16 protein-coding genes are annotated in these 21,021 nt (G+C 46.6%); 14 read left to right on the top strand and 2 right to left on the bottom strand.

Annotated features, from left to right (window positions below; translation table 11 throughout):
* Positions 1–317 precede the first annotated feature (317 nt).
* The 9 genes from MHB56_RS12870 (at position 318) to MHB56_RS12830 (ending at position 13,046) form a co-directional block, all read left to right on the top strand.
* The gene (locus MHB56_RS12870) at positions 318–2,117 is read left to right on the top strand and encodes a DEAD/DEAH box helicase (RefSeq protein ID WP_341143646.1); all 1,800 of its coding nucleotides are present in this window, start codon (positions 318–320) and stop codon (positions 2,115–2,117) included.
* A gap of 200 nt (positions 2,118–2,317) precedes the next feature.
* On the top strand, positions 2,318–3,184 hold the full coding sequence (locus tag MHB56_RS12865) for a M15 family metallopeptidase (protein ID WP_076179201.1): 867 nt from the start codon (positions 2,318–2,320) through the stop codon (positions 3,182–3,184).
* Between the two features lie 141 nt (positions 3,185–3,325).
* Positions 3,326–3,802, top strand: a complete 477-nt coding sequence (locus MHB56_RS12860) for a glutathione peroxidase (protein ID WP_036681956.1) — start codon at positions 3,326–3,328, stop codon at positions 3,800–3,802.
* A gap of 248 nt (positions 3,803–4,050) precedes the next feature.
* Positions 4,051–5,685, top strand: a complete 1,635-nt coding sequence (locus MHB56_RS12855; RefSeq protein ID WP_076123967.1) for a formate--tetrahydrofolate ligase — start codon at positions 4,051–4,053, stop codon at positions 5,683–5,685.
* Between the two features lie 334 nt (positions 5,686–6,019).
* Entirely contained in the window at positions 6,020–7,384 is a 1,365-nt protein-coding gene (locus MHB56_RS12850) for an FAD-dependent oxidoreductase (RefSeq protein WP_341143645.1), read from the top strand.
* A 1,930-nt stretch (positions 7,385–9,314) separates the two neighbouring features.
* Complete coding sequence (locus tag MHB56_RS12845; RefSeq protein WP_036681949.1) at positions 9,315–10,142, top strand: formate/nitrite transporter family protein; 828 nt, start codon at positions 9,315–9,317, stop codon at positions 10,140–10,142.
* A 459-nt stretch (positions 10,143–10,601) separates the two neighbouring features.
* Positions 10,602–11,822, top strand: coding sequence for an MFS transporter (locus MHB56_RS12840; protein WP_341143644.1), 1,221 nt, complete (start codon positions 10,602–10,604; stop codon positions 11,820–11,822).
* 68 nt (positions 11,823–11,890) lie between these two features.
* Positions 11,891–12,421, top strand: coding sequence for a GNAT family N-acetyltransferase (locus MHB56_RS12835; RefSeq protein WP_076123959.1), 531 nt, complete (start codon positions 11,891–11,893; stop codon positions 12,419–12,421).
* Positions 12,402–13,046, top strand: a complete 645-nt coding sequence (locus MHB56_RS12830; protein ID WP_341143643.1) for an MOSC domain-containing protein — start codon at positions 12,402–12,404, stop codon at positions 13,044–13,046. The genes MHB56_RS12835 and MHB56_RS12830 overlap by 20 nt, the downstream gene beginning before the upstream one ends.
* Before the next feature lie 89 nt (positions 13,047–13,135).
* Here MHB56_RS12830 and MHB56_RS12825 read toward each other — a convergent pair whose 3' ends face one another.
* Positions 13,136–13,684 (bottom strand): GNAT family N-acetyltransferase, encoded by a 549-nt coding sequence (locus MHB56_RS12825; RefSeq protein WP_036681941.1) that lies wholly within the window; start codon positions 13,682–13,684, stop codon positions 13,136–13,138.
* A gap of 230 nt (positions 13,685–13,914) precedes the next feature.
* Here MHB56_RS12825 and MHB56_RS12820 point away from each other — a divergent pair, with 230 nt between their 5' ends.
* Positions 13,915–15,621 carry a glutamine--tRNA ligase/YqeY domain fusion protein gene (locus MHB56_RS12820; RefSeq protein ID WP_341144374.1) on the top strand — a complete coding sequence of 569 codons (1,707 nt, stop codon included), beginning with the start codon at positions 13,915–13,917 and terminating at the stop codon, positions 15,619–15,621.
* Between the two features lie 85 nt (positions 15,622–15,706).
* On the opposite strand, the gene MHB56_RS12815 is transcribed toward MHB56_RS12820, so the two are convergent.
* Complete coding sequence (locus tag MHB56_RS12815) at positions 15,707–16,942, bottom strand: MFS transporter (RefSeq protein ID WP_305953522.1); 1,236 nt, start codon at positions 16,940–16,942, stop codon at positions 15,707–15,709.
* A 362-nt stretch (positions 16,943–17,304) separates the two neighbouring features.
* Between MHB56_RS12815 and MHB56_RS12810 the strand changes: the two genes are divergently transcribed.
* Genes MHB56_RS12810 through MHB56_RS29855 form a run of 4 tightly spaced genes read left to right on the top strand, consistent with a single transcriptional unit; the run spans position 17,305 to position 20,955 of the window.
* Positions 17,305–19,161 (top strand): ABC transporter ATP-binding protein, encoded by a 1,857-nt coding sequence (locus MHB56_RS12810; RefSeq protein ID WP_341143642.1) that lies wholly within the window; start codon positions 17,305–17,307, stop codon positions 19,159–19,161.
* Positions 19,091–19,768 carry a response regulator transcription factor gene (locus MHB56_RS12805; RefSeq protein ID WP_076123953.1) on the top strand — a complete coding sequence of 226 codons (678 nt, stop codon included), beginning with the start codon at positions 19,091–19,093 and terminating at the stop codon, positions 19,766–19,768. Before MHB56_RS12810 ends, MHB56_RS12805 begins: the two co-directional genes overlap by 71 nt.
* A complete protein-coding gene (locus tag MHB56_RS12800) occupies positions 19,765–20,817 on the top strand; it encodes a HAMP domain-containing sensor histidine kinase (RefSeq protein WP_340393023.1) in 1,053 nt (350 codons plus the stop codon). Before MHB56_RS12805 ends, MHB56_RS12800 begins: the two co-directional genes overlap by 4 nt.
* A 33-nt stretch (positions 20,818–20,850) precedes the next feature.
* Positions 20,851–20,955 carry an S-layer homology domain-containing protein gene (locus MHB56_RS29855; RefSeq protein WP_081383200.1) on the top strand — a complete coding sequence of 35 codons (105 nt, stop codon included), beginning with the start codon at positions 20,851–20,853 and terminating at the stop codon, positions 20,953–20,955.
* Positions 20,956–21,021 lie beyond the last annotated feature (66 nt).

The raw sequence follows: 21,021 nt of genomic DNA, 5'->3' as shown, positions 1-21,021 counted from the left end.
AACTTTCTAAGCTTAACTTTACTTCTATTGTATAAAGTGGAATGGAACGCAAATGGAGTGCCGTCTTAACGTCCGGTGGATCGCTGCTGCCCAGAAACCGAACTTTGACCGCACTCTTTTAACGGGTCAAGGGATACATGGGACGGAAGGATGCCGGTGACGGTGTTCTTCCGCTTTTGTTTGAATATAGCTGAATCTGAAGCATATGCCCCAGAACAGGACAGCCTATGCAGGCTGCCTCATACAGGGCTTTTGAAGACGGAAGTTAAGAAAGAGATGTAATCAAATTAAACCGAGAAAATAGTGAGGTGGAGAATTTGCCGGGATTTAAAGATTTAGGAGTTTCAGAATTACTGTGTACATTGCTTCAAAGTCAAGGCATTGTTAAGCCTACGCCAGTGCAACAGGAAGCCATTCCGCCATTGGTGCAGGGCTTGGACGTAATAGCTAGAGCGAAGACAGGTACAGGGAAGACCTTGGCCTTTTTGCTGCCAATTATGGACAAGATCCATACAGAGCGGGCTTACCCTCAGGCGCTGATTATGGCTCCAACACGTGAGCTGGCTTTGCAAATTACAGAAGAGGCACGCAAGCTGGCGCGTCACACGGATATCAAAATATTGGCAGTTTACGGAGGTCAGGATGTAGAGAAGCAACTGCGCAAGCTGGAAGGCGGCAGACATCTTATCATCGGTACACCGGGCAGACTTTTGGATCATATGCGCCGGGAGACGCTGGATCTTAGCGGCGTAAAAATGCTCGTTCTGGACGAAGCCGATCAAATGCTGCACATGGGCTTCTTGGAGGATGTTGAGACTATCATTACGGCTGTGCCTTATCGCCGTCAGACTATGTTGTTCTCCGCGACAATGCCTGATCCGATTAAACGTCTCGCTGCTAATTACATGAAAGAGCCATTGGATATCATCATTAAGAGTGGTTCTCCGATTCCGCTGGATAATATCAAACAGCAAGTAGTGGAATGCTCGGACCGTAATAAAGAAGAAGCGCTCAAATCCCTCATTGAACGGGATCGTCCTTACTTGGCAATTATTTTCTGCCGGACGAAACGGCGGGTATCCAATCTGAACGAAGCGCTGCAAGCAGCCGGTTATGAATGTGACGAGCTGCACGGTGATTTGTCCCAAGGTAAACGTGAAGGCGTGATGAAAAGATTCCGTGATGCGAAGCTGCAGCTGCTTGTAGCGACAGACGTAGCAGCTCGGGGTCTGGATGTTGAAGGTATCACTCACATCTTTAACTATGATATGCCGCTTGATGTGGATAGCTATATTCACCGGATCGGCCGGACTGGCCGTGCTGGAGGTAAAGGGCTTGCGATTACTTTCGTATCTCCACGTGATCAAGAGGGTCTGGATTTGATCGAGCATGGCATCTCGCAGCGGCTGGATCGCCGCCGTTACGAGAAGGATGAATTCGGCGTTGGCGAATTCATCCCTGTGCAAGGCGGCGGACGCCACGGCGGTCGCCAAAGCGGCGGCGCTGAAGCAGCGCGCACGGGCCGCGGGCCGAAGACCGGCAGCTCTGGCCGCGGAGGAGCTCCGCGCGGCGAAGGCGGAGCGCGGCAAGGTGGCCGTGGCCGCGGTAAAGAAGCAGGCGGCTGGGGCGCGCCTGCAGAAGGTCGCCGCGGTCGTTCCGATGCGGCGGCGGGCAAGCGTGGCGGCAGCGGCTATGACGCTGCTGCTCCTAAGGGCGGCGGCAAGGCTGCCGGCGTAGTGCGAGTAGGCGGCGGCTATGGCGCCTTCGCCTCCCGAGGCGAAGCGTCTGCCAGCGGTAACGCGGCAACGCCTAGCGCCGGTTCGCGCGGTGCGAACCGGAAGGGCGGACCAAGCACTGGCTACAGTGAGAACGTAGCTAGAGGTGCGGACGGCGGTGCCTACACTGGAGGCACTCCACGTGGCGGCTTAGGCAGCGGCTACGGTGCAGGCCCGTCTAGAGGCGGCAAAGGTGGTAAAGGCAGCAAAGGCGGATACGCCGGTGCCAAGGGTGGCGCTGCTGGCAAAGGCGGCCGCAACAGCGGCGGCGGATCTTCACGCGGTGGCCGTAGCAATGGATCCGGTGGCTTTAAAAGCGGCGGTCGCGGCACTTCCAGATAAAGTTAGTAGAGTTTTATAGATGAAACTTGTTACCATAGGGTAGTTAGCGCTGAAGCTAATGACCTATGGTAACCTTTATTTTATAGCGTGGAACATATTGATTTTTATATTAAAAATAGGTTCTTAGTGAAACATTTATGAAGGAAAGCCTGTCTAATAGATAAATAGAATGTTCGGCTTCGAGGAGGAAGAACTTACAGATGTCAAAAAAATTTAAAATTATAATCTTGTTAATTGTCGTTATTGCTGTCGGTTGGGGAATAGGAAAGTACACGTCTCCTTCTGCTTCGGAGAGTAACGGTTCAAATATAAATGTGGGGGATAATCTTCAAGGTGAGCCTGGGGAGACGGGGGAAAGTGATGGAGGGGGGATTACAGACCCGGCAGTAGCTGATCCATCGGATACACCAGATCCATCAGAACCCTCTAGTCCGCCTGAATCAGGCGGTGATAATGCAGGTAGTGTTCCAGATCCTATATCTGCAGAGCCTGATAGTATTACAGTGATGGTAAATAAGCAGTATGGTTTGCCTGATAATTATAAACCAACGGATCTTGTCTATCCTGATGTCCGGTTTACCTTCAAAGAGAAAATCGAAAAGCGTATGATGCGCAGCGAAGCCGCTAAAGCCTTGGAGAAGATGTTCGCAGGTGCAGAGGAAGACGGAATTTATTTAGCAGGCGTTTCTGCCTACCGCTCACAGGCAACCCAGACGACTTTGTATAACCGTTATGTGGAGAGAGATGGGGAAGAAAAAGCCCGTACTTACAGTGCAGTCCCTGGCTATAGCGAGCATCAGACCGGGCTGGCTATTGATGTCTCGGGAAGTGATGGCAAGTGTGCCGCTGAGAGCTGTTTTGGTGGGACGAAGGAAGCCGAGTGGTTGGCCAAGCATGTAGGGGAATATGGTTTTATCATCAGATATCCTGAAGGTAAGCAAGACATTACCGGATATAAGTACGAGCCTTGGCATATCCGTTATGTAGGTAAGGACATTGCTGCCTATATCAATGAGAAGGATATTACGTTGGAAGAATATTATGACGCAATTCCGGTATCGAAATAACACAGACGCAGAGAGCAGTCCTATGAAATTTGTAGGGCTGCTTTTTCTATGGCTATAAAAAGAGTTCAGAAGTTGCATTCCCTTACAGTTCGGGTAAGATACGTAGTGTAGTCTAAGTAAAAGGAAAGAAGGGGAATAAAGATGTCGATCTACAATTTTGCCGGCGTTACACCTTCGGGTAAAGAAGTGCCGTTTGCGGAGTATGAAGGTAAGGTGCTGCTGATTGCTAATACGGCTAGTAAGTGCGGACTTACGCCACAGTATGGAGATCTTCAGAAACTATACGAACAGTATAGCGATCAAGGACTTGTAGTATTAGGATTCCCCTGCAACCAGTTTGCGGGCCAGGAGCCAGGTACGAGTGAAGAGGCTGAGGAATTCTGTCAGATTAATTATGGAGTTACCTTTCCGGTATTCGCCAAAGTTGATGTTAATGGACCGGATGCCAGCCCGCTTTTCAATTATTTGAAGGAGCAGCAGCCTGGTGCTGGGGACAGCAGTGACATTAGCTGGAATTTCACGAAATTTCTAATTGATCGCAGCGGCAATGTAGTGGCTCGTGTGGAGCCCAAAGAATCGCCGGAAACGATGAAACAACATATTGAGTCACTACTGTAGATCCATTATGGGGTCAGTTGCAGAGTGATCTTCCAAGTATCCCCTCGACTCGGTTTCGACCGATGCTCGCGGGGATTTTCTTTTTTTAAAGGATTAATGGAGATTGCCTTGAATTTTTATTGTGATAAATTATACTTGACGCTTTAAAAAGACGATGTATCCTTTGAAGAGAATATAGCAACTGTGCGAACATGCATAAAAAAGCGGAGTACAGCAGGATAATAACGGCAGGAGGGTTTTATACAAGCATGAAGTTAATTACAGAGGTAGCAGCACAAGCAGGAATCGACGAGCAGCATCTGGAACTATACGGCAAATATAAAAGCAAACTCTCACCTTCCTTATGGGAGGATATGAAAAACAAGCCAGATGGCAAGCTGGTTCTGGTCACTGCGGTGAATCCGACCCCTGCTGGAGAGGGTAAGACCTTAACAACCATCGGGTTGGCGCAGGCAATGAATGCAGCAGGTGTGAAGACTGTGGCTGCTTTACGTGAGCCCTCGCTTGGGCCTTGCTTAGGGATGAAGGGCGGTGCAACAGGCGGCGGGAAGTCGCAGATTGTTCCGGCTGATGAGATTAATTTGCACTTTACCGGTGACATTCATGCGGTAACTTCTGCGCATAATTTATTGTCCGCAATGATTGACAATCATATCTTCCAAGGCAATGAGCTGGGACTGGATCCGCAGCGTATCGTTTGGAAACGTGTCATGGATATGAACGACCGCAGCCTACGCAGTATTGTGACTGGGCTCGGGGACGGAAATGGAGCGGTACGGGAAAGTGGCTTTCAGATTACAACGGCTTCTGAGATTATGGCTGTGTTATGCTTATGCGATAACCTTATTGATCTCAAGAAGCGTTTAAACCGTATTCTGATTGGATATGACCAAGAGGGACAACCGGTAACAGCCGAGCAAATCGGGGCCGTTGAAGCGATGACAGCGCTGCTTAAGGAAGCAGTTAAGCCAAACTTGGTACAGACTCTGGAAGGTACGCCTGTTATTGTACACGGGGGGCCGTTTGCGAATATCGCTCATGGCTGCAGCAGTGTTATTGGCACTCGTTATGCCCTTAAGCTGGGAGATGTTGTGGTCACCGAAGCAGGCTTCGGAGCGGATCTTGGTGCAGAGAAATTCATGGATATCAAATGCCAACAGGCCGGGTTAACCCCTTCTGCTGCTGTTCTTGTCGTAACTGTTAAGTCCTTAAAATATAACGGTGGTGTGCCTAAAGGTGAGCTTCTAACCGAGAATCGGACGGCGCTTCGCGCGGGATTGGTGAACTTAGAACGTCATGTAGAGAATCTCGGTAAATTTGGAGTCCCTGTTTTAGTTGCCATAAATCATTTTGAAGGGGACAGTGAGGGCGAGATTAATGATGTATTGGAGGCCTGCCGCAATTTAAACGTGCCAGCCGCGATCTCAAAAGTATGGGCGGAAGGTAGTGCAGGTGGACAGGAATTGGCTTCTGAACTGAACAAGCTCTTGGACAATAGTGGCCCGAGCCAGTTTGCTCCTCTGTATGAGAAGGATCTCGACATTTCATCCAAAATCAACAAAATTGTCCGTGAGATCTACCGCGGGGCAGAAGTGAACTTTTCTCCGGCGGCTAAGCGGAGTCTGGCGGTTATCGAGCGGCTTGGGCTAAATGATCTTCAAGTATGTTTGGCGAAGACGCCTTATTCCTTCTCCGACCAGCCTAGACTCCTCGGAGCACCGGAAGGCTTTACGATTGGTGTCCGAGATATTACCCTTTCGCTTGGTGCAGGTTTTGCGGTAGTTATTACAGGCAACATCGTTACGATGCCAGGTCTGCCAGCTAAGCCAGCCGCTGAGGGACTATGGATGGATGAGGACGGAGAGATTCACGGTTTGGTGTAAAAGTGTTTTAATAAAAGGCTTCTCCTTGTTGGTATTAGAGGGGAGGCCTTTTTTTATGCTTCCTTTGGATTCCTGCAAATACGGATCATAATGTACCTCCCACGTGGCAAAGCTAACGGAGTCGCATTCGGCAGCAGTGGCGGAAAAAACTTAAAATTGTGAACAATATGAGGATATAGGTAAAAAAGACTTGTAATGTGATAAATATCACAATATAATCAGTTTATAAAGTGAAATAAATCACAACTAACCCATTGTTGATCAGATTCCATCATTGATCGGTCATGCAAGTCAAATATATAACCCGATTGTCCATTTGAAGGAGGAAGAAATAATGAAAGTAGCTGTCATTGGATGTACCCATGCCGGAACCGCCGCAATTGTGAATACTGCTCAGCTTTACCCGGATGCCGAGATTACTGTATATGAGCGTAATGATAATATTTCCTTCTTATCCTGTGGGATTGCCTTGTATGTAGGTGGAGTGGTTAAAGACCCAGAGGGGCTATTCTATTCTTCACCAGAAAAGCTTGCAGAGCTTGGCGTAAAGACCAATATGCGTCATGAAGTAAATGCAGTGGATACGAAGTCCAAAACATTGCGTGTACGCAATCTGGAGACAGGCCACGAGTTCGCTGATACCTACGATAAGCTGATTATGACTACAGGTTCATGGCCGATTGTACCGAAGCTTGAAGGATTTGAACTCGAGGGGATTTTACTTTCCAAGAACTATGATCATTCCAACACTATTATAGAAAAAGCTAAACAAGCAAATAAAATCACCGTCGTCGGCGCTGGATATATCGGCGTAGAACTGGTAGAAGCTTTTCAAATGAATGGCAAGCAAGTTACACTAATTGATGGTGAAGATCGCATTCTGAGTAAATATCTGGACCAGGAATTTACTGCACCGATCGAACAATCTTTTCAGGATCATGGGATTAAATTGGCACTGAATGAGAAGGTTAGCTCTTTTGCAGGCAAAGACGGTAAGGTAACAAAGGTTATTACAAGCAAAGGTGAGCATGAGACAGATCTGGTCATTCTCTGCATTGGTTTCCGTCCTAATACTGAACTCTTAAAAGGTCAAGTCGATATGCTGCCTAATGGTGCCATTGTAGTCAATAACTATATGCAGACTAGCTGCCCGGATGTATATGCCGCTGGCGACAGCTGTGCGATTCATTACAACCCTACAGGCAAACACGCCTATATCCCACTGGCAACCAATGCCGTACGGATGGGAACCTTAGTTGCGCGCAACTTGGTAACAGAGACCATTCCTTATATGGGTACACAAGGAACTTCGGGCATTAAGATTTATGAAGACAATATCGCTGCAACAGGGCTTACTGAAGAAGGAGCTAAGGCTGAAGGAATGGACGTAGAAACCGCCATGATTATTGATAACTACCGTCCAGAATTTATGCCCACCTTTGAGCAGGTTCAGTTAAAAGTAGTGTTTGATCGTGCCACACGCCGTATTCTCGGGGCTCAAATTATGTCCAAGATGGATCTGACGCAATCGATCAACACAGTGTCTGTATGTATTCAAAATCATATGACAATCGACCAACTTGCCTTTATCGATTTCTTCTTCCAACCGCATTACAACAAACCTTGGAACTTCCTGAATACAGTAGGTCTTCAAGCGCTGCCGACAACAGTACCAAGCAAAGAGGCTGTAACGGTTTAAAAAGGGACGTTGTTCCTGAGTGATTTATCGAAGAATAAGACAGCCTTGTAAAGCTAGAGAAGCAGTGATCCTCCTGTTACGGGAGGATCACTGCTTTTTTTTGTTAGGTGCAGAATGATTAGCTGCATGGGTAGGTGCAATCCAATGGCTTCGGTGATGGTAGCAAGCTAAATGTGCTCGAAAGTTACGACTAGGGTCAACTGTGTCCGATCGTGCTGAGTCATCGCCTTCTGCAGAAGCTTCCGGACTCAGGAGCTCTGTATAAGGTCAACTGAGTCCGATCGTGCTGAGTCACCGCCCTCCGCAGAATTTTTCGGACTCAGAAGCCGCTATTTAGCAAATAATCGCCTTTTGAGTGTGATTTCGGACTCCAATGCAGCTATTACATAGAATGAGGTACAACTAGTGTGTTTTTCGTGCTAATAGCGACTATGGGGTCCGATAGCAAGCCAAATATGCTCAAAAGCTACGTATAAGGTCAACTGAGTCCGATCGTGGTAAGTCACCGCCCTCCGCAGAAGATTTCGGACTCAGAAGCCGCTAATTAGCAAATAATCGCCGTTTGAGCGTGGTTTCGGACTCCAATGCAGCTATTACATAGAATGAGTTACAACTAGTGTGTTTTTGGTGCTAATAGCGACTATGGGGTCCGATAGCGAGCCAAATGTGCTCAAAAGCTACGAATAGGGTCAACTGAGTCCGATCGTGCCGAGTCATCGCCCTCTGCAGAAGCTTTCGGACTCAGAAGCCGCAATTTAGCAAATAATTGCCGTTTGAGCGTGATTTCGGACTCCAGTGCAGCTATTACATAGAATGGGGTACAAACAGTGTGTTTTTCGTGCCAATAGCGACTATGGGGTCCGATAGCGAATCAAATGTGCTCAAAAACTACGTATAAGGTCAACTGAGTCCGATCGTGCGGAGTCACCGCCCACCTCAGAATTTTCCAGACTCAGAAGCCGCTATTTAGCAAATAATTGCCGTTTGAGCGTGATTTCGGACTCCAGTGCAGCTATTACATAGAATGGGGTACAAACAGTGTGTTTTTCGTGCCAATAGCGACTATGGGGTCCGATAGCGAATCAAATGTGCTCAAAAGCTACGTATAAGGTCAACTGAGTCCGATCGTGCGGAGTCACCGCCCACCTCAGAATTTTCCAGACTCAGAAGCCGCTATATAGCAAATAATCGCCGTTTGAGTGTGATTTCGGACTCCAGTGCAGCTATTACATAGAACGAGTTACAACTAGTGTGTTTTTCGTGCCAATAGCGACTATAGGGTCCGATAGCGAGCCAAATATGCTCGAAAGTTACGATTAGGGTTAACTGAGTCCGATAGTGCTGAGTCATCGCCCTCCGTAGAAGCTTTCGGACTCAGAGGCCGCTAATTAGCAATAAATCGCCGTTTGAGCGTGGTTTCGGACTCCAGTGCAGCTATTACATAGAAGGAGGTAAAACTAGTGTGTTTTTGGTGCCAATAGTGACTATGGGGTCCGATAGCGAGTCAAATGTGCTCGAAAGTTACGAATAAGGTTATCTGAGTCCGATGTCCGGGTGTGGGCCAAATATGCTCAAAAGCTACGATTAGAGTCATCCGAGTCCGATAGAATGCCGATAGTGAAGTATGACGATAGTGAGGTATGACTACAGTGAGGTATAGCTACAGTGAGATCTTGCTGCATATAAGGACAACTGTGTCCGATAGCTGCTGCGTACGCTCAAATGTAATCCAACAAAACAAGATATGCTGGCTTAGTAGGCCAGTCGCAAACTTCTATTTGTGCACAGGCTGCAGTAAATTTGACATGTCAGTGAAAACTTTCACTTAGTTTTCTCAAAGTGATAATTATCACGTTAATGTGTTTTACGACACGCTACAATGGTCATAAAGGAACAAATTTGAAGTAAATAGATGAAGGGGATAGGAACCATGGCTTATAGCAAACCGCAGCAAATTGCCGAAGTAACTGTAGAGAACGGCATAAAAAAAGCTCATAATCCGCTAAGTACCGTACTTATTCTGGGCTTTTTGGGAGGAGCGTTTATTGCGCTCGGGTTTTTATTAGATATTCGCGTCATTGCTGGCGCACCACAGGAATGGGGTTCCATTGCTAACTTTATCGGAGCCGCAGTCTTCCCCGTTGGGCTGATCATGGTACTCCTTGCAGGTGGAGAACTACTGACAGGGAATATGATGGCCGTGCCGCTTGCTTTTATGGCTAAGAAGATTTCTTTCTGGGAAGTTGTGAAGAATCTTTTGCTCATTACGATTAGTAATCTGGCAGGGGCATTATTTGTAGCTTATTTCTTCGGTCATGTGGTGGGTTTAACTTCAGAGGGTGTGTATTTAGAAAAATTGGTGGATATGGCTGGTCATAAAATCGATGCAGAATTCTTTCCGGCATTTGTTTCGGGTATCGGCTGTAACTGGCTCGTTGCGCTGGCCGTATGGCTCTCCTATGGAGCAGATAACTTCAGCGGCAAAATCCTTGGTATTTGGTTCCCAACGATGGCCTTTGTTGCGATCGGATTCCAGCACGTTGTAGCTAACATGTTCCTAATTCCAGCAGCTATTTTTGAAGGTTATTATTCATGGGGGCAATACTTCACTAACTTTGTTCCCGTCTGGCTCGGAAATCTAACGGGTGGGGCAATATTTGTCGCAGCTGCCTATTGGATGGCATACTTGCGTAAAGCACCTACGGCTATTCAATCCGTAGATAGCATGTCCGGCAGCAGTGTCAAAAAACACGCTTAAGCTCGTCTTATAGAGCACTCCATAGAACATTCAAGGTCTGCCTTATTGGTGGCGTTAATGTTTTAGGGGTGCTTTTTGTTATGTAGACACAAAAAAATCCGCCGTGATATATCCGCGCTCGGGGGAACGAAATCGGATCACGGCGAATTTTGAAGGGGGAGTGTTTCTAGGCTCTATTACCCCGTCTTTCTAAAAGCGAATCAGTTTCTTCTTGTTTGTTTGCTTTACGGACGACAGCCACGGCTTTAAAATAAGAATAGATATTAGAACTAGGGAGGACTGCGGACGTGAACCCCAAGGGAGACGGGATATTTCATGCGATATGTGCGTTTTATCCTTTAGATTTCATGCGTACTTTATCACGATAAAACGTCAATGTGTATGCTTGCTCATAGCCCTGTTTTGGGATGATACTGGATGAATTAATGACACATATATAACAGGGGATGTACACTACTTATGAAGTTTTTACAGGCATATCCAAAAGAAGTGAAAATATTTCTCATTGCCAGCCTAATTAACGCAACAGGTAGTGCGCTGATGTGGCCGCTCGTTACGATGTATGTATTTGATGAGCTTGGACGCAGCATGTCAGATGCTGGACTGGTGATTCTTATTCAATCGGTTGGTGGGATCGTGGGTCAACTACTCGGGGGCTCACTCTATCATAAGGTAGGCGTGAACCGGCTGATTGTCGGAGCGCTCGCCATGAATGCTTTGGCACTGTTCACCTTGCCGGCAGCTAGTAACAACTGGACGTTATTTATGGTAGCAATGGGACTGGTAGGATTATTTAATTCCTTATCATTACCTGCCATTCAGGCATTTATCGGCTTTCGTTTCACGAAGCAGCGTGGTGAGCTGTTTAATGTTATTTATGTCGCCAATAATATTGGTGTAGCACTGGGGACGGCATTAAGTGGTTTTTTGGCCGATATTTCCTATATGCTAAGCTTTGTAATGAATGGTGTAACTTCGGCGGTATTTGCGGGTTTCTTTTTTATATATCTGAAGAAAATCGGTGGAGAACCTGCGCATGAGGTAATGGGGCATCAGAAGAATGAACCAGAGAAACAATCCACGTGGAAGCTAATGGGGCATACTCGTATTTATCTTTATATGGGGATCGGTTCTTTGTTCCTGCTTCTCGGTAACTCTATCTGGAATACAGGGGTATCTCCGTTCATTATTTCAGAGGGCTGGCCTAAGAAAACTTATGGTTTTCTCTGGACACTGAACGGTATTTTGATTTTTGCAGCTCAGCCATTGGTAACAATGATTAAGCGCTGGTTCGCGTCTACCTCAACGGCGCAAATGACTGCAAGTGCCCTGTTTTATTTGGGTGGCTATGCGTTTCTTTTGTGGATGCCTAATTATCCTGGATTAGTGCTTGGAATGGTGCTTGCTACACTGGGAGAAATGCTGATTTCTCCAGCGATGCCATCCTTTATCTCGGATCATGCGGGGCGCAGCGCACCGTTTTATTTGGGACTAAGCGGAGGGATTGGTGCAGTCGGGAGAGTCATTGGCCCTTACTTCATGGGCAGACTGTATGATAGCGGTGGTTTGGCACCAACAGCCTGGCTGGCTTGTGCGATGGCGCTGCTGTCTGTAGGTTTTTTCGTCATCCATGCTTTATTCAATCGTAAAGACCATTCGTTAGAGCGGTCCGTAGGATAACTATACACAGTGGATTCCAACATCTGCTGTGAATTCTATAGAGGTGCAAGGCAAGGGGTGTACATCTTATGAAACAAATCAACAAGGCAAGGTTAACTATTAGACCCTCAGAGATTAAAGACGTGCGAGAACTGATTGATCTGGACCATCTGATTTGGACAGAGGACACTAGCCCGGGACCTATGTTGTGGCGCTCACAAGAAGATTTCTTACTGAATGCTCCCCCGGGCTCACAGCTCGTCGCGCTGCAAGATGACAAGCTATGTGGATATGTCGGGTTTGGCTGCCCTAGTAGAATGGAGAGCAACCGGCATGTGTGCGAGGTTAATATTGCTGTTCATCCGAACTATCAACGTTTAGGCATCGGCCGGCAGCTCATGGAAGCCATTAAGGAACACGCTGCGGCGCATGCTATTCGTAAACTTCGCCTGCGTGTATTATCCTGCAATGAATCAGCGATTTCTTTTTACCGGGAATGCGGTTTTGTGGAAGAGGGGCGTCTGCGGGAGGAGTTTTATCTTGGCGGTCGTTATGTGGATGAGATATTTATGAGCTGCATGCTGACAGGAGGAAATGGATATGGAGATCGTCTCGCTTAATGTCGGTCGGCCGGTGACGGTGGATTATCGGGGAAAACCTTTGGAGACCGGAATTTATAAAACGCCTGTAGATGGATCAGTTCAGCTACATACCAATGGATTTGTTGGAGATGGCCAGGCAGATCTTAAACATCATGGAGGTCCTGACAAGGCGGTATGTGCCTATCCCATTGAGCACTATCCTTATTGGGAACAGCAGCTGGGAAAGAAACTGGAGTACTCGGCTTTTGGAGAAAATATCACCACAACGGGTCTACTGGAGACAGAGGTGTGTATTGGCGATGTATATGAAATAGGCACCACTTTGCTTCAGGTTAGCCAACCACGATACCCTTGCTTCAAAATCTCACAAAAGCATGGACCCGCAGATCTACCGGCTCAAGTTCTGGATACAAGGTATAGCGGATTTTACTTACGTGTACTTCGTGAAGGAATGATTTCAACCGGCGATGCAATTGTCAAAAAAGAAAACGGAGACAGCCATGCTTCCGTGGCGCATGTACTGCATTTAATGCAGGTTGGGCTGCAAGAGGAGGCTGCTCTGGCAGAGCTTGTGGAGCTGGAAGCCCTCTCAGCCGTAGTACGGAACAAGTTTCGAAAACAGCTGGGTATGCCAGAGATCTAATCTTGGTCTGCTCAATAAAATAAACCTGGGGGCGTATGCCGGCCAGGTTTATTTCTGCTTGCGTGTTTGTATAACTTTCCTTAATCAACTTAGCCGAGCAGCTGCCACTCACTACGTAATAAACCATATACGGCGTGATTCACGTAGCCATCGGGCAGCTTTTCTGCCTGTCTGATCACACCTTCGAGCACAAAACCAAGCCGTTCAGGAATTGCCCGGCTAGTTACGTTGGCGGTTGCGCAGCGAATTTCTACCCGCTGCAGCTCCATTTCCAGCAGGGCGTAGTCTACTAGAACTCGGCAGGCACTGGTCATATAACCTTTGCCTTCATAGCCATCACCAAGCCAATAACCAATCCCTACGGAACGGTTATGCCAGTCAATCTGGTGATACCCAATGACGCCAGCGAGCTCGCCGCGGACCCAAAGTCCAGCAGTGAAGGCGCCATTGTCGGTGCCTTGTTTTATAGCATTTTTAATGAAATTAAGGGTGTGATCCTGTTCCGTAACGGCATCAACCCAAGGAAGCCATTGCCTAAGTCGTTCCCGCGAGCGCTCCACTAACGCGAATATGTGCCTAGCATGCTCAGGCATGAGTGGCTTTAAGATAAGCTCTTCGTCGATGACATAATTAAACAAGCGGTTGCCTCCTTTTCGGCACAAGGCCTTATGTATGATTATGGATTTTTTCTTATGATTATCATGCTACTCTATCGCCCGCAGAGAAGTCAAAAGGTCTAAAGATGCTAAAAATTGATCCAGGCCATGTGCCCCCTTTTATTGAACAATCTACAGTTAACGGGTATATTAGTAGGAAACATGTTTATACAAGAAGTAGTGTAACACTACAGAACGAAAGGTTGATAGCTGTGGAGAACCGTACTACCCCCTCCAATTTTATTAAAAATGTTATTACCGAAGACCTCCGTACGGGTAAAGTAAAAGAAGTTGTCACACGCTTTCCGCCGGAGCCGAACGGTTACTTACATATCGGACATGCCAAGGCGATTTGGATTAACTTTACACTGGCGGACGAGTTCGGTGGCAAGACTAACCTAAGATTTGACGACACGAATCCTGCCAAAGAAGATACGGAATATGTGAACTCCATTCAGGAAGATGTAAAGTGGCTGGGCTATGAATGGGAAGAGCTGCGTTTTGCATCGGATTATTTTGAGGAAATGTACAAACGTGCCGAATTATTAATTACTAAAGGTAAAGCTTATGTAGATGACCTCAGCGCGGATGAAATTCGCCAATTGCGGGGAACGCTGACGGAGCCAGGACAGAACAGCCCACATCGTGAGCGCAGCATCGAAGAGAATTTGGATCTGTTCCGCCGTATGCAGGCAGGGGAATTCAAAGATGGTGAGAAGGTTCTTCGTGCCAAGATCGATATGGCTTCACCAAATATTAATCTGCGTGATCCTGTCATCTATCGGATTACTCATGCGCATCACCATAATACAGGGGATAAATGGTGCATCTACCCGATGTACACGTTCGCTCATCCACTTGAGGACGCCATTGAAGGTGTAACTCACTCCCTTTGTTCGCTTGAGTTTGAAGATCAACGCCCATTTTATGATTGGGTCGTAGCGGAATGTGAGATGCCTTCTGTTCCGCATCAATATGAATTCGGCCGTCTGAATCTCGCTCAAACCATGACTAGTAAACGTAAGCTGAAGCTGCTGGTAGACGAAAAACATGTGGATGGCTGGGACGATCCGCGGATGCCAACGATCTCCGGCCTGCGCCGCAGAGGATATACGCCGGAAGCGATTCGTAAGTTCGTGTACGAAGCAGGGATCTCCAAGAGTCAGGGTCTAGTGGACCTGCAAATGCTGGAGCACTTTATCCGGGAAGACCTTAAGTTAACTGTGCCTCGCACCATGGCTATACTTCGTCCGCTTAAGGTTGTTATCACCAATTATCCGGAAGGCCAAACAGAATGGCTTGAAGCGGAGAATAATACAGAGAATGAAGAAATGGGTGTACGCCAAATTCCGTTCTCTCGTGAGATTTATGTTGAGCGCGACGACTTTATGGAGAATCCGCCCAATAAATATTTCCGCTTGTTCCCCGGCAATGAAGTACGCCTGAAGCATGCTTATTTCATCAAATGTAATGAAGTCATTAAAGATGAGAATGGCGAGGTTGTTGAACTGCATTGTACGTATGATCCGGAAACAAAGAGTGGCAGTGGATTTACAGGCCGTAAGGTAAAAGGTACTCTGCACTGGGTAGAAGCTAGTCAAGCTGTGCCTGCAGAATTCCGTTTATACGAGCCACTGATTTCTGCTGAAGAAGTAGATGAAGCTGTAGAAGTTGAAGGTCTGGATTCCACGGTAGAGAAAGCGGAGCCTAGCTTCTTGGATCAGCTTAATCCTAAATCCATTGAAATCCTACAAGGTTTTGTGGAACCCGCGCTTAAGGACAGTGTGGCTCAGGATAAATTCCAGTTCTTCCGTCATGGCTATTTTAATGTAGATAGCAAATATTCGGCGCCTGGGCATCTCGTATTCAATCTTATCGTTTCACTGAAGAGTTCATTTCAGCCTCCAAAACAAGGCTAACACTTGATTCGTTCAGGTTCTTTATAATAAAACAGGCACAAACGTCCCGTTTAGGTACGTTTGTGCCTGTTTTTTATATTTTCGCTTATAATATTTCGATGTGAGAGAGTTCTTCCTCATCCTCTGTAGGGGGCCGGTAGCCTCCACGGTTTACAAAGAGCCACATGAAAGTAAAGCCTAGCGTTCCAAACAGTGTCAAGAAGACACCCGCTTGATACATGCTCTGTGCCCCTAGATTTTGATACATCCACCCTCCGAGAACTCCTCCAACAATACCGGCTATACCGCTCCAAGTCAGTGTGTAGAGCGCTTGTCCTGAAGCACGGTAAGGTCTTGGAATAAGAAGCATGGTCAGTTGAGTGCCTACATAGAAGAAACCCCCAAATGTTATGCAGTGTAAAATTTGAATGAGCACTACTTGGAGGGCTGTAGTCGCGTCCGCCATGAACCACCATCGTAGTACGAATAAAGCGCTAACCAGCGCAAGCCAGCCGAGCAGAACAGATATTTTACGTTTAAGGAATCGGTCGCAGAGAACAAATACACCCACTTCCAAAATAGAGGAGAGGAATACTGCGAGACCAATCATTCCCTTGGAGCCGCCTAGGTCCGTAATATACAAAGACATGAATGTAGTGTTCATGGTGTTCGGTATGGAAACTAGGATACCAAACAATATGAAACACAAGAAAAAGGGATTATAAATTAGTTTGCTGAAGCCTCTATACGGCATAGGAGCCATGCCAATGGTATGGTTAAGTTTCGGTAATGCAAGAATGGATAACATTGATGCACATAGTAAGCCTGCAAACAGATAGGACAAGATAGATACACCAGCCCAATCTAGGACCAATCCGGCGGCAATTGCAATTAGTGCCCACCCCAATGAACCCCAAAGCCGAAAAGAACGGAAGCGATAGTTAGTTCCGTCAATATAGCTGAGAATCATCGTATTGCTCTGAGCAAATAACGGTCCTTGGAAGAAATAGAACAAAAGAATGGAGATGTAGATCATCTCATATGTATTTGCCCGAAACATAAGCTGGGATAACACTAACGTTCCGATTAACATAAGCAAAACGATTCTCCGGATATTCTGGTATCGGTCAGTCCAGATTGCCCAGAATGGATTTGCAAAGATGGATACTAGCGCACCCATAGAAAATACGGCACCGATCTCTAATTTGTTCATCCCTACATCCAGCAGGTATAGTTGAAAGAAGCTGGAGAAGAGGACCATGGTTCCGTATACAAAAAAATTGAACCATTTTAAAGACGTGAAAGAAGATGGATAGTTAACGCCTTTCCGCAAATGCGTCACTCCTTTCCCACTAGATGTCTTGCATGGATATACTGACCAATATTAGGCCCTTCTATCACTGTAACACGTGTTGAAAAGGGATACAAACTTCCTTTTTTACTTTTTTACATTTTTTTAACGTTTATTTAAATTTGATCCGCTAAGTGACAAAAAACGCATATAACAAGTTTGCAGGTGGTAGAAATGTTAAGAGTTCGCTCCTCCTTATTAGGAATATGCCTGAGGATTATCCTATCTACGTTTGTATAAAAGAGAATCAATGGGTTTAACTTCAGTTTACAATTCAGGGCTAGGATGGGGTTAAGCGAAACAGAGATGATACACTCTTCTCGCAGATTCACCAAGAAAAGGGGAGTTTTTGCATGAAAAAATCCGAAGCTAAGGGGAAAACGGCGCTGAAGCCATTCCTCACATTATTAAAAGAAACCAAGCCTTCATACGGCTTATTGGCAATAGCCATTGCACTAAGCATGATCTCGACATTGGTTAGTCTGGTGATCCCAATGTTCACCAAAAATCTGGTGGATGGCTTTTCTTTGGCTTCTGTCAGCAAGCTGCAAATTGTGGGCATAGCGGGTGCTTTTATCGCGCAGACGATCGCCGGGGGAATCTCTATCTATCTGCTGAATTATGTAGGCCAGAAGATGGTTGCAGGTCTTCGTGACCGGTTATGGCGTAAATTTTTAGTGTTGCCAGTAGCTTATTACAATGATAATCGGACAGGAGAAAGCGTCAGCCGGATGACGAATGATACAGGGATCATCAAAACGCTGATCTCTGAACATCTGGCCAGCTTATTTACCGGAGTGATTTCCATTGTGGGCTCCATTGCTGTGCTTTTATTTTTGAACTGGAAGATGACGCTTGTTCTGTTCACCGTTCTTCCACTATCTGCGTTGATTTTGGTGCCGCTTGGACGGCAGATGTACAAAATCTCCAAAGGCATGCAGGACGAAACAGCTTCTTTTACCGCCACACTTAGTGGTGTATTGTCAGAGATCCGTCTGGTGAAATCGTCGGGTGCAGAGAAAAAAGAGTACGAAGCAGGCAAAACCGGAATTATGAACCTGCTCTCCTTTGGCATTCGTGAAGGCAAAATCAGCGCTATGATCAGTCCACTTGTCTCTTTTGTCTTTATGATGTTACTTGTGGTCATTATCGGTTATGGCGGAATGCAGGTATCTTCCGGTGCTTTGACAGCTGGAGAGCTGGTAGCCTTTATCCTGTATCTTATTCAGATTATTATGCCGCTTACTCAATTGACCACGTTCTTTACACAGATTCAGAAAGCTAAAGGGGCATCAGAGCGCATTATTGAAACCCTGGCAGCAGAAGAGGAGGTATATAAGGGCCAGGAAGAGGCGAACGGTGCAGAGGGTCCGATCTCGGTAGAAGATCTAAGCTTTGGATATAAAAATGGTGAGAATGTGCTAACCGATGTAAGCTTCCGGATGCTTCCGGGTCAGGTGACGGCTATTGTTGGACCGAGCGGGGGAGGCAAGACTACATTATTTTCACTGCTCGAACGATTCTATGAGCCTCAGAAAGGTATGGTTAAGCTAGGCGATAAACCAGTGTCAACCTTCTCATTACGCTCATGGCGGAAACTGATCGGGTACGTCTCACAGGAAAGCCCATTGTTGGCAGGTACGATTGCTGAGAATTTAACCTATGGATTGGATCGAGACGTTAGCATGGAGGAGATGCGCGCAGCAGCAGCAATGGCTTATGCAGATGGCTTTATCGATGAGCTTCCTGAAGGATATAATACGGATGTCGGTGAGAGAGGTGTGAAGCTCTCGGGTGGACAGCGGCAACGGATTGCTATTGCTAGAGCGCTGCTGCGGAATCCAAAGATTCTTATGCTTGATGAGGCGACCTCCAGTCTGGATAGCCAATCAGAGGCCGTAGTGCAGAAGGCACTGTCCAATTTGATGAAGGGCCGGACTACGATTGTAATTGCGCACCGTTTGGCTACTGTTGTAAATGCTGAGCAGATTATTTTTATGGAAAAGGGCCAGATTACCGGGATGGGAAGACATGAAGAACTGCTGGAAAACCATGAGCTATATCGTGAATTTGCCACCCAGCAGCTGCAGATGAATAACCTTGAGATTCAAGACAATAAAGAGGAGGCTCCAGTGATACATGACAAAAATACTAGTAGCGGACGACGATCCGCACATCCGCGAATTGGTAGAAGTATTTCTGAGAGCTGAGGGGATGGATGACATCTATGGAGCTTCTGATGGACTGGAGGCTCTTCAGATTCTGGAGAGCCATAACATAGACTTAGCCATTATTGATGTGATGATGCCCAATTTGGATGGCTGGGAGCTGTGCCGGAAGATGCGCCAAACCTATGATTTTCCGATATTGATGCTGACGGCTAAGGGAGAGACCTCACAAATTGTGAAGGGCTTTGAGCTGGGAAGTGATGACTATCTCGTCAAACCCTTTGAGCCAGTGGTGCTTATTGCGCGAGTAAAGGCGCTGCTCAAACGTTACCAAATCTCTGCTGCACAAAGTGTGGGGATTGGCCGGCTGCGAATGAATCGTAAAACCTACGAGGTATCCTCAGCGTATGGAGAAGTCACCTTGCCGCTTAAGGAATTTGAGCTGTTATTTAAGCTGGGCAGCTATCCGGGGCAGACATTGACTAGAGACAGGCTAATCGAAGAGATATGGGGTTATGATTTTGAAGGGAATGAGCGGACGCTCGATGTGCATATCAACCGTTTACGCGAACGGTTCGCTCCTGATAAATACGGGTTTGTTATTCGTACCATCCGCGGATTAGGCTATCGGCTGGAGGCAGAGGCATGAACCGGTTTAAGGAGCTTCTTAAGCGGATTGGGATGACTTTTATTTACTTCGGTGGTGTTGGGATTAGCTGGAGTGCAGCTTATTTCTTGATGAACTGGATATATGGCAGGGTTGGACGCCCCTCTTCGGAGTATTTGACCCAGTTAATCGGCGTGATGGTCGGAATTGTGATTTTGTTTTTGATGGCATTGGTAACCTCCAAGTTATTCCGGGGCTGGGAACGTGTTTTTTATAAATCGATTATCGAAGGTTTAGGGCGGATTGCTAAGGGTGATTTCAATGTGGTACTGGATAATACTAAGGACTACGGTGATTTCGGTGAGATTGTAGAGAGTATCAACGTAATGGCCAGCGAACTGAGCCAGATGGAGACCATGCGTCAGGATTTTATCTCTAATGTATCGCATGAAATTCAATCTCCGCTAACCTCTATTCGGGGGTTTGCTCTTGCACTGCAGGATGAAACTCTGAGTGTGAAGAGCAGGAGGCACTACCTTAATATTATAGTGGCTGAGAGTACCCGTGTATCTGGGCTCAGTGATAATTTATTGAAGCTGTCCGCGCTTGAATCGGGCAATTTTCCGTTTGAAAATCAGATTTACCGCCTGGATAAGCAGCTTAGAGATACGATTCTGGCTTCTGAACCACAGTGGTTGGAGAAAAAAATAGAGGTAGAGGCTGAACTGGAAGAAGTGAATGTATCTGCTGTAAAAGATTTAATGAGTCAGGTTTGGACTAATCTGCTGCATAACAGTATCAAGTTTACTCCGCAGAACGGTTGCATCCATATTAGCCTTCGCATGGTGGATGAGCAGGTAGAGGTGGAGATTCAAGATAGCGGGATTGGCATCTCGGAGGAAGATCTGCCTCGGATTTTCGAGCGTTTCTATAAGGCAGATAAAGCTAGAACCGCAAGTGGTGGCGGTAGTGGACTAGGTCTGTCATTGGTTAAAAAAATCGTTGAGCTGCATGAAGGTAAGGTAACTGCAAATAGTCGCCCGGGGGAAGGGACAGCGTTCAAGGTGAGCTTGCCAGTACGAATGAAATAAACTTGCTGTATGTGAAAAACAGCTGAAGCCGGTATTCTGGGTGGATTCGAAGACAATACCTTCCGTCCTGAGAAAAAGGCTACAAGAGCCGAGGCGGCGGCGACTATTTCTAAGCTGCTCGAAGCTCTATCTCTCTAATAGTGATTGAATAGCTCATCGCTAAGCTTTAAGCACAACGCCGCTTTCCCAGATCGTTCAGTGGGA

It is taken from the genome of Paenibacillus sp. FSL H8-0315, assembly GCF_038005365.1.
In the GTDB taxonomy this organism is placed as follows: Bacteria; Bacillota; Bacilli; order Paenibacillales; family Paenibacillaceae; genus Paenibacillus_AQ; species Paenibacillus_AQ odorifer.
Note: the sequence above shows the minus strand (reverse complement) of the source record. Positions and strands in the feature narration are given on the sequence as shown.

What these genes read in the sequence shown, in the direction of transcription:
- MHB56_RS12855 (WP_076123967.1), top strand. Translation starts at nt 4,051, where the DNA reads ATGAAGTTAATTACAGAGGTAGCAGCACAAGCAGGAATCGACGAGCAG.
- MHB56_RS12860 (WP_036681956.1), top strand. Translation starts at nt 3,326, where the DNA reads ATGTCGATCTACAATTTTGCCGGCGTTACACCTTCGGGTAAAGAAGTG.
- MHB56_RS12865 (WP_076179201.1), top strand. Translation starts at nt 2,318, where the DNA reads ATGTCAAAAAAATTTAAAATTATAATCTTGTTAATTGTCGTTATTGCT.
- MHB56_RS12850 (WP_341143645.1), top strand. Translation starts at nt 6,020, where the DNA reads ATGAAAGTAGCTGTCATTGGATGTACCCATGCCGGAACCGCCGCAATT.
- MHB56_RS12800 (WP_340393023.1), top strand. Translation starts at nt 19,765, where the DNA reads ATGAACCGGTTTAAGGAGCTTCTTAAGCGGATTGGGATGACTTTTATT.
- MHB56_RS12830 (WP_341143643.1), top strand. Translation starts at nt 12,402, where the DNA reads ATGGAGATCGTCTCGCTTAATGTCGGTCGGCCGGTGACGGTGGATTAT.
- MHB56_RS12805 (WP_076123953.1), top strand. Translation starts at nt 19,091, where the DNA reads ATGACAAAAATACTAGTAGCGGACGACGATCCGCACATCCGCGAATTG.
- MHB56_RS12840 (WP_341143644.1), top strand. Translation starts at nt 10,602, where the DNA reads ATGAAGTTTTTACAGGCATATCCAAAAGAAGTGAAAATATTTCTCATT.
- MHB56_RS12835 (WP_076123959.1), top strand. Translation starts at nt 11,891, where the DNA reads ATGAAACAAATCAACAAGGCAAGGTTAACTATTAGACCCTCAGAGATT.
- MHB56_RS12810 (WP_341143642.1), top strand. Translation starts at nt 17,305, where the DNA reads ATGAAAAAATCCGAAGCTAAGGGGAAAACGGCGCTGAAGCCATTCCTC.
- MHB56_RS12845 (WP_036681949.1), top strand. Translation starts at nt 9,315, where the DNA reads ATGGCTTATAGCAAACCGCAGCAAATTGCCGAAGTAACTGTAGAGAAC.